Raw genomic sequence first — 13455 nt, forward strand, 5'->3', positions numbered from 1 at the left:
CTCACCGCAGCGTTTTGACGACTTCCTTTGACAGAGCAGACGGGGAATAACCCGTCCACCATGGCGACAGTCCAAGGCGAACGATCACAATCCCTTCGGACGGAATGACGGTCACCGACTGGCCGTCATGGCCTTGCAGGTTGAACGTATCGGCCGGCAGCTCTGCCCTGTCCGACGGGCGCGGCAGCCAGGTCTGCATCCTCGAATACCGTCCGCCCGATGCCGTCGTCGGCTGCGACATCGCCGCAACGAACCCCTCCGGCAACAGCCGCTCCCCATTCCACACGCCATCCTGCGCCAGAAGCAGGCCGAATCGGGCCCAGTCGCGCGCATTGGCGTAAAGATAGGAACTTCCGACGAAGGTGCCGGACGCATCCGCCTCCATCACCGCACTTCTCATGCCGAGCGGTCCGAACAGCGCATCCTTCGGGAAGGCAAGCGCCGTTGAACGATCCCCGAGGCGGTCCATCCAGATGCGCGACAAGAGCACCGCCGTTCCGGAGGAATAGTTGAAGCGCTCGCCCGGCTTGCCATCGAGGGGCAGAGAGGCGGTAAAGGCCGCCATGTCCGGCTCGAGGTAAAGCATGCGCGTGACATCCGCCACGGTGCCATAGTCCTCGTTGAATGCCAGGCCGCTTTCCATGGCGAGAAGTTGGGCAAGCGTGATCTCGCGTCTCGCATCACCCGCCCATTGCCGCATCAGATTGCGGTCGTCGAGCTTCATCCGACCCTCAGCCAGCAACCGGCCGATCAGCGCGGCATTCACCGTCTTTGTCATCGACCAGCCAAGCAGTGGCGTATTTGCAGTAAAGCCCGGTCGATAGCGTTCTGCGACGATCGCGCCGTTCTTGACGACGACAACAGCGCGAAACCCGGGTCCGACCAGATCATCACGTTCCAGAAGGGCCGCGGCGGCAGCCTGCGGCTGAACCTCGTTACCAAACGGCCAAGCGGCATTCGCCTGCGCGCCGGATGGCGGTGCCATCGCGATCGTGCCAAGTTCTGCCGCCTCCGCCCCCTGCGGAACGACAGCACAGCCGAGACCAGCCCGGTAGACGGCAGAGCTTGGTGCAATCTGACCAAGGAGGGCAGCCGAGACCCGTTGAGCCTGCCGATCGACGGACACCCGCATCAGCCGCAGCAGCGGATGGCCCGGCGCCTGCACGTCATCGGCCAGCACCTCGTTCTCGTCCCGCCCGGCGAGAAACACGTTGGAGCAGACGATCTTGGCGGCATAACCGCTGCCGACCCGCAGCAGATCCGGCGGCATGGTGTAGAGCCAGACAAGGCCGGCGCACACGGCCAGTAGAAACAAGGCAAGGAGGATCTTGGCGAGACGTTTCAACAGTCTTTTGACGGGGCGCATACACTTCTCCGCTTCGCTCGGGCCGGCATGCAAACAGGTTTCCGTGACAATGAAAAGTCACGAATTGCGGGCTCTGGCACAGGTTCTGCGTCATGAAACTGAAACACGCCGCGACTAGAGGCTTTTGAAAAGCTCATGACGAGGCGGGGAATCGGGAATGGCCGACATTGCACCGGAAGCCAGTTTTCTGAAGAACGGAAAACTGAAGACTGCACTCCTGCAACACAAGGCGCTGTCCAGAAGCGGCTTCTCCGAGCGGCTGTTCGGTCTGCTGTTCTCGGGCCTGGTTTACCCGCAGATCTGGGAAGACCCGGATGTCGACATGGCGGGCATGGAACTTTCAGAGGGCCATCGCATTGTCACCATCGGCTCCGGCGGCTGCAACATGCTGGCATACCTGTCGCGTAATCCGGCCTCGATCGATGTGGTGGACCTCAATCCGCATCACATCGCACTCAACAAACTGAAGCTTGCCGCCTTCCAGAGCCTGCCTGCCCATGCGGACGTCGTCCGTCTTCTGGCGGCCGAAGGGCGCAACAGCAATTCGCAGGCCTTTGACACCTTCGTCGCGCCGGCGCTCGACGCAGGCACCCGCGGCTACTGGCAGAAGCGCACGCTGAACTGCCGCCGCCGCATCAGCGTCTTCGACCGCAACATCTACCGCACCGGCCTGCTCGGTCGTTTCATCGCCGTCGGCCATCTGATCGCCCGTCTGCATGGTGTGGATCTGACCGAGATGGCGAAGACCCGCTCGTTGCGCGAACAGCGCCAGTTCTTCGAGGACCGCATCGCGCCGCTGTTCGACAAGCCGTTCATCCGCTGGCTCACCAACCGCAAGAGCTCGCTCTTCGGCCTTGGCATCCCGCCGCAGCAGTATGACGAACTGGCAAGCCTGGCCGATGAAGGTTCGATCGCCCCGGTCCTGCGCCAGCGTCTCGAAAAGCTCGCCTGCCATTTCCCGCTGCGCGACAACTATTTCGCCTGGCAGGCTTTTGCCCGCCGGTATCCGCAGCCGCACGAAGGCACCTTGCCGACCTACCTGAAGCCGGAGCTTTATCGCGCCATCCGCGACAATGCTGGGCGTGTCGCCGTGCACCACGCTACCTTCACAGAGCTTCTTTCCGGCAAGGATGCCGGCACCGTCGACCGCTATGTGCTGCTCGACGCGCAGGACTGGATGAACGACCGGCAGCTGAACGAGCTCTGGGCCGAGATTTCCCGCACCGCCAGCGCCGGCGCACGGGTGATCTTCCGCACCGCCGCCGAGCGGAGCATCATCGAGGGACGCCTGTCGCCGACGATCCGCGACCAGTGGACCTACCTCGACGCCCGCTCGCAGGAACTCAACCTGCAGGACCGCTCCGCAATCTATGGCGGTTTCCACATCTACGTGAAGAAGGCCTGAGCGCGGTGAACACGACTTCTCCCGTGATGGACGCCGAACACGCCGACCGCATGGACCGGATGTATCGTTACCAGCGGCACATCTACGATATCACGCGCAAATATTACCTGCTCGGGCGGGACCGTACGATCCGCGAACTGCAGGTGCCGCAGAAGGGTACGCTTCTGGAAGTCGGCTGCGGCACAGGCCGCAACCTGATGCTTGCCCACAAGCTCTATCCGACGGCAAAACTCTACGGGCTCGACATTTCCGCCGAGATGCTCTCGACGACGCGGGCGAATTTCCGCGGCAAGGCGGTTCAGCCGGTGTTGCAGGTCGCCGACGCCACGACGTTTTCGCCCGCCGATTTCGGAGTTGCCGGCTTCGACCGGGTGATGATCTCCTATGCGCTGTCGATGATCCCGGACTGGGAGGCCGCCATCCGCACCGCGCTGCAGGCGGTTAAGCCCGGCGGTTCCCTGCACATCGTCGATTTCGGCCAGCAGGAGCAGCTGCCGCCATGGTTCCGGCGTGGCCTGCAGAACTGGCTCACCCGCTTCCACGTGACGCCGCGCGCCGATCTTGCCGAAGCGCTCGAACGCTCTCTCGACGGCGCTGATGCCGACATGATCTTCCAGCCGCTGTTTCGCGGTTACGCCTGGCAGGCGGTGGTGCGCCGCCGCGGCTGACCCCGCGCTTCAGCACGGAGATCGAACCGTCGGGGCCGGTCTTGCAGTGATGTTTTGCCTTGCCTGATGGCGCATGCTGCAGCGATATGAGGCGATGATGGGCGAATCATCCGGTGGCAACCTCCGGCTGCCCGCCCCGACACTTCAATCGCGGAGCCAGATCGTGCGCATTCCCTTCCTGGTCCTTTTCGCGGGACTGGCGCTCGCCGGATGTACGGCCGCAGGCCCGGATGCGCTGACGTTCGGCCTGACACCCCAGCCGAAGTTCAAGGACAATGATCCACAGGATTTCGGTGCGCGCCATCCGCATCGGCACGATATCCACGGCACGGACGTCTCCAAGTGGAACGGCGCGGTCGACTGGCCGAAGGTCAAGGCGTCCGGCATCGACTTCGTCTTCGTCAAGGCAACCGAAGGCGCAGACCGTATCGATCCGAGTTTCGAGGCCAACTGGCGCGGTGCCGCACGGGCGGGAATTCCGTATGCCCCCTACCATTTCTATTATTTCTGCGGCGAGCCGGATGCGCAGGCGGACTGGTTCATTCAAAACGTACCGAAGAGTGCCGTCAGCCTGCCGCCGGTACTCGATGTCGAGTGGAACCCAGCCTCGCCCACCTGCCGCACAAGACCCGATCCTGCGACGGTGCGCGCCGCGATGAGCCGTTTCCTCGATCGGATCGAAGCCCATTACGGCAAACGACCGATCATCTACACGTCGGTCGATTTCCACCGCGACAATCTCGTCGGGCATTTCCGCAACTATCACTTCTGGGTTCGCTCGGTCGCGGCCCATCCGCGAGACATCTATGGCGACAGGGCCTGGGCATTCTGGCAATACACCTCCACCGGCATTGTGCCGGGTATCGAGGGGGAAGCAGATATCAATGTCTTCAGTGGAACGCGCGAGCACTGGCAACGTTGGCTGGCTTATGCGGGCAAGACTTGACCATCCAGTGTTTTGCTTGCCTTTCCCGCAAAGGTTTGCGTTTCTTCAGGCTGATGCCTCTCTTCTGTCACAAATCTTGCCGAAATGAAGCCACCGTCCCACCGAGGATATCGTATGCCGTCTTCTGCCGCCGCCTGTCTCTGGCTCTTCTCGTGTCCACCTGCGCGCTGTCTCCGGCGCTCGCCCAAACGCCTGCCGCACCCTGCGGCGGCGATGTTGCGAGCTTCCTGCAGGGCGTGAAGTCTGAGGCCATCTCCCTGGGGGTCCCGGCCGAAGCCGCCGACAAGGCGCTCGCCGGTGCCCAGATCGACCAGAAGGTTCTGTCGCGTGACCGCGCACAAGGCGTCTTCCGCCAGACCTTCCTCGAATTTTCACAGCGAACCGTCAGCCAGGCACGCCTCGACATCGGTCGCAAGAAACTGCAGGATCTGTCGGGCGTCTTTTCCCGCGCGGAGAAGGAATTCGGCGTCGCTCCGGGCGTGATTGCCGCCTTCTGGGCGATGGAGACCGATTTCGGCGCCGTCCAGGGCGATTTCAATACACGCAACGCACTGGTGACATTGGCACATGACTGCCGCCGGCCGGAGCTTTTCCGCCCGCAGCTGCTGGCGTTGACCCAAATGGTCCAGCACGGCGATCTCGACCCGCAGACCAATACGGGTGCCTGGGCGGGCGAAATCGGCCAGGTGCAGATGCTGCCGAAGGATATCATTGCCCACGGCATCGACGGTGACGGCGACGGCCATGTGAACGTGAAGACCAGCGCCCCGGACGCAATCCTCACTGCCGCCTCCTTCATCAAGAGCCTTGGTTTCCGCGCCGGCGAACCGTGGATCCAGGAAGTCGAGCTGCCGGAAAACCTGCCCTGGGAAAAATCCGGCCTCGGCAACGAGATCCCGGCGTCCGAATGGTTCAAGCTCGGCGTAAAACCGCGTGACGGCAAGACCGAGTTCGGTTCGCTGCCGGCGGCACTCGTGCTGCCGCAGGGTCGCAAAGGCCCCGCCTTCCTGACCTATCCGAACTTCGCCATCTATCTCGAATGGAACAAGTCCTTCATCTACACGACCTCGGCCGCCTATTTCGCCACCCGCCTCTCCGGCGCACCGACCTATCTGAAGGGCAATCCGGAGCCGGGCCTCGACGTTGACCAGATGAAGGCGCTGCAGGCAAAGCTTGATGCCAAGAGCCACGACGTCGGCGAGATCGACGGCATTCTGGGATCCGGTACCCGCCGGGCCGTACAGCGCGAGCAGCAACGGCTCGGCATGCCGGCCGATGGTTGGCCGACACTGGCGCTTCTCAACGCGCTTTGATCAGGGACCGGGGTTCTGTGACAACTGGACCCCGGCTCACCCCCGGCACACGCTTTGACCCTCCGTCACCCAGCCCCGGTTGCCGGAAGACGCCGGGACGGCCCCGCCGATGGCGACACGGCGACCCGAATTCTGGCTGCAGCGCAGCAAAACATCACGAAATGTAACGCTTCTTAACAGCCTGCAGAAGTTTTTTCACAGTTTGTTAGCCAGTTTCATAAACGAATATTCGTGATAAAATTCAAATAGATACACAAAATATGAGCAGCACTCGGACGCATCCTCTGCGGCAGTGCAGCACATTATTCACTTTGCAAAGCCTGTCGCTTGCCCTTAGATTTCAACTGTTAACGCAAGGGAGACAGACATGGGACGTACCTATTCCTTCAATCTCCTCATCTTCGGTGCAGCGTTCGTTTTCGTCGCGTCAATGCTCTTTGTCTGAGCCGCAAGGGACGCCATAGGCCTAGCCAACCGATTGGCCCGATGAACAAGCCAGCAGTTTCATGAACGAGGTCGGGCGGATTGAACCGCCCTCCCCCGCAACAACAGGCTCAGGCCGCCGCCCCGGCCTGGGCCTTTTCGTTGGGCAGCCGGCCGAGATTTTCGAGCACGGCAGCGGTCAGCGGTGCACGGTTCATCGTGTAGAAGTGGAATTCGTGAATGCCGCGGCGGATCAGATCCTCGACCTGCTCGGCAGCGACATCGGCTGCCACCTTGGCCCGCTCTTCCGGCTTATCGTCATACCCAGCAAACCGCGCATCGAGGAAGGACGGAACGCTCGAACCGCAGCGGCCGGCAAAACGCTTCAACTGCGTCAGGTTCTGGATCGGCATGATGCCGGGAATGACCGGGATCTTGATGCCCGCCCTGTGCACCGCGTTCAGGTAACGTTCGAACACGTCATTGTCGAAAAAGAACTGGGTGAGCGCCCGGTCGGCACCGTTGTCCGCCTTCAGCTTCAGCATTGCGACATCAGCCGCCACATCCGCGCTTTCGGGGTGTTTTTCCGGATAGGCGGAGACCGAGATTTCGAAGCCGCCGTCGGCCTTCAGCACGGACACCAGTTCGGCCGCATTGGCGTAACCATCCGGATGCGGCACATAGGCCGTACCGATGCCACTCGACGGATCACCGCGCAGTGCCACGATGTGGCGCACGCCAAGCGCGCGCAGGTCCTCGATCACCTGATGGGTTTCCTGCCGATCGGCATCAACACACGTCAGGTGGGAGGCAGTCGACAGGCCGACCTCTGAAATCATCTTGTCGACGGCGGCAAAGGTGGGTGCCTTGGTGGTGCCGCCGGCGCCGTAGGTCACCGAAACGAAATCCGGATTGTAGCGCTTCAGATCGCGTGCGGCCTCCCAAAGCTGACCCTCCATTTCCGCCGATTTCGGCGGAAAGAATTCGAAGGAAATGCGAAAGCGGTCCTGGGTGGGGGCAGATGAGGTCATGGGGCTACTTCCGATACAAGGGATTTCCGCGGAGCAGACATCTCCGCTCCAGCCGGTACGGCTGCCGCGCGGGCAAGCCAGATCGTGACGGTCAGCGCCGGCGCTTCCGCCTTGGCGCCCGGTTGAAGGTCGATCACCTGCTCTACCGTCAGGCCAAGCTTTTCCAGCCATTCGGTCACGGTCTGGTGCGAGAAGCCGAGACGCAGATGGGCATGTTCTTCCCGGAGGTAGTCGAGCGCATGCGGCGCCAGGTCGACGATGATCAGGCGTCCATTCGGCCGCACGACCTTGGCCGCTTCGGCGATCGCCCGTTCCGGCTGATCAAGGAAATGCAGAACCTGATGGATGGTGACGAGGTCGAAGTCACCGGCTTCCACCGGCAGATTGAAGATGTCGCCCTGGCGTACGGAGGCCTTCATGATGCCGGTGCGGTCCAGGTTGGCGCGGGCGACCGCCAGCATGTCACGGCTCGCATCGATGCCGACCGCACGGCGGTAGAGGTTTTCGAAAAGCTGCAGGATCAGCCCGGTGCCGGTGCCAAGATCGAGCAGCGCATCGATCGGCTCGGGACCGACCAGCCGCAGCAGCGCTTCCTCGACGGCCGTATCGCTGACATGCAGGCGGCGCAATTCGTCCCATTCGGCGGCATTGCGACTGAAATAGGCCTGGGCCCGTTCGGCACGCACGCGCTTCACCTCGGCCAGCCGTTCGCCGTCCCTGAGCAGGACCGGATCCTGCGACCCCGCAGCCTCCAGGAGAAGCCGCGCCAGAGGCGAGACCGCACCGTCCTGTTTCAGACGGAAATAGGCCCAGGCGCCCTCCTGGTAGCGCTCGACCAGCCCCTCTTCGGAGAGAAGCTTCAGGTGGCGCGAGATACGAGGTTGCGACTGACCCAGGATTTCTGTCAGATCACTGACGGTCAGGTCGCCGGCCGACAGCAATGCCAGCAGACGAAAACGGGTCGGCTCGCCCGCTGTCTTCAGCACGTCCACCAGTTTATCGAGACCCAGGGCCATCCTACATTCCATCACAATCAAGATATAAAGATATCTTTATATGATGGCGTCAGCCACTGCAAGCCCTTTTGCCGCCGAAACGGACAAGGCGGCCTTTCGACCGCCTTGTCTTTAGCAGGAGAGATGTTGCCGCGTGTTAAAACTCTTCCCACTCACTGGGAGCGAGCGCAGCATTGCCCTGCGTGCGCAGCGGCGCGGCTGCGGCACGCGACGGTGTGGCTGCGGCACGCGACAGCGCGGGCGTCCGCACCGGAGCCGCGGCGGGCGCGGGCGTCGGCGTCCGGGTCCCCGCCGGACGCAACTGTTGTATCGGGGTCCCGAGCTGGAAGTGCGACAGAAGCTCGCTCAGCTGGCTGCTTTCCCGTGCAAGTGCTGCACCGGCTGCGGTCATCTCCTCGACCATTGCGGCGTTCTGTTGTGTCGCCTGGTCCATGTGGTTGACGGCGGTGTTGACCTCCGCCAGACCCGAGGACTGTTCGTGGGCCGCCGTGGCAATGGCGTCCATATGCGCGTTGATCACCTGGACAAGCTGCTCGATCGCCGTCAGCCCCTCGCCGGTATCACTGACCAGCTTGACGCCTTCCGAGACCGCAACCGTGGAATTGTTGATCAAACCTTTGATCTCCTTGGCCGCATTGGCCGAGCGCTGGGCAAGTTCACGCACTTCCTGCGCAACGACCGCAAAACCCTTGCCCGCCTCACCGGCACGCGCTGCTTCCACACCGGCGTTCAACGCGAGCAGGTTGGTCTGGAACGCGATCTCGTCGATCACCGAGATGATCTGGTTGATCTGCCGTGAGGCCTCCTCGATGCGGTGCATGGCGGTCACGGCATTGCGGACTACCGCACCGGACTGGTCGGCACGCATGCGGGCATCGCGCACCACGTCGCGGGCTTCCGATGTCCGCTTCGAGGTTGCCACCACATTGGCGGTGATCTCTTCCAGCGCGGCTGCCGTTTCCTCCAGCGAGGCCGCCTGTTGTTCGGTGCGTTTGGCAAGGTTGTCGGAGGCGTCGGAGATTTCCTTCGAGCCACCGGTGACGGTGGAAACAGATCCTCCGACCGACAGCAGCGTCTCACGTAGCTGACGCACCGAGGTGTTGAAGTCGGCCCGCAGCGCCTCGAACTGTGCCGTGAGTGGCGTGTCGATCTCGCACAGCATGTCGCCCTGCGCCAGGCGGCGCAGATTGGTGGCGAAGGTGCGGGTTGCCTGGGTCAGTCGTTCTTCTGCTTCGGCCTCGGCGCGCGCCTGCATTTCGGCCCGTTCGGCTTCCGCACGGCTGCGGCCGGCGGCGGTTTCCGCCTCCAGTTCCGCATTGCGGATCGCCGCCTGGCGGAAGATCTCGACCGACTGCGCCATATCGCCAATCTCGTCGGTGCGGTCCGTATAGGGGATAGCGCTCGACGTATCGCCGTCGGCAAGTGTTGCCATGCGACGCGAGACCGAACGGATGGCCGAGGAAAGCATCGTCAAGATGCAGAAGCACAGGACGAGTGCCAGGACGATCAGCACACCGAGCGAAGCGGCAATGAGGATCATCTGCTGCTCGGCAGCCTCGATCTCCCCATCCGCGACACGCTCAAGGTTTTCCGCCGTTTTGATGAGAAGCGGCAAGGACGCAGCCTTGCGCACATCCATGGCGCTGCTCCATGTCGCCAACTCGTCCGCAGCCGGCGTGAAGGAAACATTGTCACCCATCTGATTGATCATCTTTTGCGCATATTGGCCGACGGGCGACTGCCAGTACACCCTGTATTCGTTCAGGATGGGTGCCGGCACGAATTGCTGCATTGTCTTGAAATTGGTCGCGATCAGATTGCGGGCCACCAGGAAGTTGCGCATATCGGCGAAGTCCAGACTGCCCTTTTGCGCATATTTTCGCCCCGCCGAGAGCATCATGAGATAACCATGATCCACCTCGAGGAAGGCATAATACCCCATGACGGCACGCGACAATGCACTGTCATCGATCAAGGCACCGGCTCGACCGGCAATGTCGAGACCCAAGGCAGAGATTGGTGCGAAGTAGCGAAGCGCCAGAGTGTTATCTTCGACACCCGCATCGACCTTTTGGCGATATTCCGCCACTTGCGCTTTTCCTGCGACGAGCTTGGCGACCAGATCCTTCAGGTAAGGGTCCTCCGCCTGTCCTGTCGGGAAGGCAGCGTCAAAGGCGGCGACAACAGCATCGATATCCCGGTCGGTCGCGCTGCGGGAAATCGCCCTTTGCTCAGGCTTGGCCGCGGCTTCGGCCGGCATGGAACGCAGAAGCGCACCACCTGCCCCGGCAAGCCGCACCAGGACGACGGCCTCCCGCATCATAACAAACCGTTCATAGGCATGCATGGCCATGACGGCGCCAAGAATAAGTGTTGCGGACAGCGGAACCGCCGCCAGCAGCGTCAATAAAGTCCGAAACCGAAAGACCCTGAAAAAGAGATGCATTCATTCCCCCACGCAACGGGATAACTGGCTTCCAAAAGCGAGTTTCCAAGATGAAACCTGCCAATACGGCAAACACTGCTGCGGTGAGGCCAGATGAGGGGATCGAGATGCGCGAAGGCAACCCGGATACATCTGCCCTTCATCATGTAATCATGAACAGCACAAACTCAGATCATGAGCCCAGCAGGAATGTCGAAGACATGGGCAATTGATTAAAACCCAATATTTACCAAAAAACTACCAGAGCGTGCTAATTATAGGCATGCAACACCCAGCATAGATTAGTATAAACCGTCTCTAATTCATTATATTAAGAGACTATATTTTATTCCAACACATATTACTCAAACAAAAATCCGGGACCGCCTGAGGCGACCCCGGATTTTCAACATCACAGACGCAGACTGATCGCGTCCAATCGTCCACCATGCCTGCCCCAGGCAGAGGGTGTTTAGAATTCTTCCCAGTCGTTCCGGGCGGCAAGAGCGGCATTGCCCTGTGTGCGCAGTGGCGCGGACGCTGCCGCACGCGATGCAACCACAGGCTGGGCGCGCGATGGAACAGTCGCCGCCATGCGCTCTGCCGGCTGGCGTGACTGCTGCGCCGTCGAACCGAGCTGGAAGTGCGACAGAAGCTCGCTCAGCTTGTAGCTTTCCTGCGCAAGTCCCGCACCGGCGGCATTCATCTCCTCGACCATGGCCGCATTCTGTTGTGTCGCCTGGTCCATGTGGTTGACGGCGGTATTCACCTCCGCCAGACCCGAGGACTGTTCGTGGGCCGCCGTCGCAATCGCTTCCATATGCGTATTGATCGTTTGCACCAATTGTTCGATCACCGTCAGCCCCTCGCCGGTATCACTGACCAGCTTGACGCCTTCCGAGACCGCAACCGTCGAGTTGTTGATCAAGCCCTTGATCTCCTTGGCGGCAGTGGCCGAGCGCTGGGCAAGTTCACGCACTTCCTGCGCGACGACGGCAAACCCCTTGCCCGCCTCGCCGGCACGCGCCGCTTCCACACCGGCATTCAGCGCCAGCAGGTTGGTCTGGAAAGCGATTTCATCGATCACCGAGATGATCTGATTGATCTGCCGTGAGGCCTCTTCGATGCGTTGCATGGCGGATACGGCATTGCGCACCACAGCACCGGACTGATCGGCACGTGTGCGGGCATCGCGTGCGACGTCGCGGGCTTCCGATGTCCGTTTGGAGGTTGCCACCACATTGGCGGTGATCTCTTCCAGCGCGGCTGCCGTTTCCTCCAGCGAGGCCGCCTGCTGTTCGGTGCGTTTGGCAAGATTGTCCGAGGCATCGGAGATTTCTTTCGACCCACCGGTAACGGTCGCGACCGATCCTCCGACCGACAGCAGCGTCTCACGCAGCTGTCGCACGGAGGTGTTGAAGTCAGCCCGCAGCGTCTCGAACTGGGCGGAAAGCGGCGTATCGATTTCGCAAAGCATGTCGCCGGACGCCAGACGGTGCAGATTGGATGCGAAGGTGCGGGTTGCCTGGGTCAGCCGCTCCTCGGCTTCCGCCTCGGCGCGCGCCTGCATCTCGGCCCGTTCGGCTTCCGCACGGCTGCGGCTGGCTGCGGTTTCCGCTTCCAGTTCCGCATTGCGGATCGCCGCCTGGCGGAAGATCTCGACGGATTGTGCCATGTCGCCGAGTTCGTCGGTGCGGTCCGTATAAGGAATGGCGCTTGCGGTATCTCCCTCGGCAAGCGCGGTCATCCGCAGCTTGATCGCCCGTATCGTGTTTGAAACCTGGCGCACGACGGCAAAGCAGAGGCAGAGCACCAGCACGCAGACGACCAGCGATGTGGCAGCGCCCCAGAGGAAATTGGACTTCAGGCTGGCCAGTTGCCGGATCGCCGACTGGTCAAGTTCCGCGCCGGCACGGGCGACGAGACCGCCCATCAGCTTCGCCTGCGCCAAACTTGCGGCAGTCCATTTGGGCAGGTTTTCCAGATCGGGTCCCTGCGCATCATTGGCATACATACGCTTGCGCAGGTCTGCCAGCACGCGGCCCTCACCTTGCACGAAGGCATCGAATTCCTGGACGATCCCTGCGGGCAGGAATTCGCGCAGCTGCGGCGTGTAACGCTCGCGCAATCCCTTCGCATGCAGCAGGAAGGTGTACTCCAAGGGTGTGAATTTGCCGGTCTTCAGATAGGATTCGCCACCGCGGATTTCGATCAAACCAGCGTCGTTGACCTGCATCAGAGCATGATAACCGTCAATGAAACGGGCCAGCGACAGATCGTTGATGGTGGCGGCGGAACGACGAACCAGATCAAGGCCGGCGGCCGAGGCTGGCTGCAACGTCGACAGCGCCATTTTTGAGGTTTCGCCGCCGGCATCCACCGCCGCCCGGTAGGCGGCAACCTGCTGCAGCCGGTCCATGATGAAGCCGATCGACTTTTCGATCGAGGCATCACTGTTGCCGTCGGCTTTCCAGGCGTCATAGGCTGTCTTGACGCGACTGAACGCCATGTCGCTCGCCTGTCGGCGGTCACGACGCTGCTCGGGGGTCGCAAACCCCTCCGCCGGCAAGGTCAGGGCGAGCGCCCCACCGGCATTGGCCAACCGCTGCACCACCAGCTGGTGCTCAAGCGTCGCATAGGCACGATAGGTGTCATAGGTCGACTGACCACTGGCCCAGAGAAAGGCGATCAGCGGCGCCGTCGCGATGAGATAAAGAAGACTTTTCAACGACAGCGATCGCATGGCTTTGCCTCTGCTAGGAATGAGGGCTGCTGGAAACCGTCGCCGGGCGATGCGCTGAAGGCATCGTCCGGGACCTATTGTCGACACCGAACACGGATCGTCCCATGTTCATTCAAGCC

Annotated in this window: 9 protein-coding genes; 4 read left to right on the forward strand and 5 right to left on the reverse strand. The window is 61.8% G+C overall.

What is annotated here, in order from left to right; genetic code table 11:
* Position 1 precedes the first annotated feature (1 nt).
* Positions 2 to 1366 (reverse strand): serine hydrolase domain-containing protein, encoded by a 1365-nt coding sequence (locus OU993_RS27905; RefSeq protein WP_268162408.1) that lies wholly within the window; start codon positions 1364 to 1366, stop codon positions 2 to 4.
* 157 nt (positions 1367 to 1523) lie between these two features.
* Between OU993_RS27905 and OU993_RS27910 the strand changes: the two genes are divergently transcribed.
* The 4 genes from OU993_RS27910 to OU993_RS27925 all read left to right on the forward strand — a co-directional run bounded on the left by OU993_RS27910 (position 1524) and on the right by OU993_RS27925 (position 5698).
* Complete coding sequence (locus OU993_RS27910) at positions 1524 to 2771, forward strand: DUF3419 family protein (RefSeq protein WP_268162410.1); 1248 nt, start codon at positions 1524 to 1526, stop codon at positions 2769 to 2771.
* A complete protein-coding gene (locus tag OU993_RS27915; RefSeq protein WP_442793063.1) occupies positions 2768 to 3439 on the forward strand; it encodes a class I SAM-dependent methyltransferase in 672 nt (223 codons plus the stop codon). Before OU993_RS27910 ends, OU993_RS27915 begins: the two co-directional genes overlap by 4 nt.
* Before the next feature lie 160 nt (positions 3440 to 3599).
* The gene (locus tag OU993_RS27920) at positions 3600 to 4385 is read left to right on the forward strand and encodes a glycoside hydrolase family 25 protein (protein ID WP_326493872.1); all 786 of its coding nucleotides are present in this window, start codon (positions 3600 to 3602) and stop codon (positions 4383 to 4385) included.
* Between the two features lie 53 nt (positions 4386 to 4438).
* The gene (locus tag OU993_RS27925; RefSeq protein WP_442793052.1) at positions 4439 to 5698 is read left to right on the forward strand and encodes a lytic murein transglycosylase; all 1260 of its coding nucleotides are present in this window, start codon (positions 4439 to 4441) and stop codon (positions 5696 to 5698) included.
* 554 nt (positions 5699 to 6252) lie between these two features.
* On the opposite strand, the gene metF is transcribed toward OU993_RS27925, so the two are convergent.
* From metF to OU993_RS27945, 4 genes are all read right to left on the reverse strand, one after another.
* Positions 6253 to 7152, reverse strand: coding sequence for a methylenetetrahydrofolate reductase [NAD(P)H] (gene metF / locus OU993_RS27930; protein WP_268162414.1), 900 nt, complete (start codon positions 7150 to 7152; stop codon positions 6253 to 6255).
* Positions 7149 to 8168 (reverse strand): ArsR/SmtB family transcription factor, encoded by a 1020-nt coding sequence (locus tag OU993_RS27935; protein ID WP_268162416.1) that lies wholly within the window; start codon positions 8166 to 8168, stop codon positions 7149 to 7151. Before OU993_RS27935 ends, metF begins: the two co-directional genes overlap by 4 nt.
* Before the next feature lie 136 nt (positions 8169 to 8304).
* Positions 8305 to 10614: a methyl-accepting chemotaxis protein gene (locus OU993_RS27940; RefSeq protein WP_268162418.1), complete on the reverse strand. Its 2310-nt coding sequence runs from the start codon at positions 10612 to 10614 to the stop codon at positions 8305 to 8307.
* Positions 10615 to 11065: 451 nt separating this feature from the next.
* Positions 11066 to 13336: a methyl-accepting chemotaxis protein gene (locus OU993_RS27945; RefSeq protein WP_268162420.1), complete on the reverse strand. Its 2271-nt coding sequence runs from the start codon at positions 13334 to 13336 to the stop codon at positions 11066 to 11068.
* Positions 13337 to 13455: the final 119 nt, after the last annotated feature.

Origin of the sequence: Rhizobium sp. SL86 (assembly GCF_026672545.1) — a bacterium.
Taxonomy (GTDB): Bacteria; Pseudomonadota; Alphaproteobacteria; order Rhizobiales; family Rhizobiaceae; genus Neorhizobium.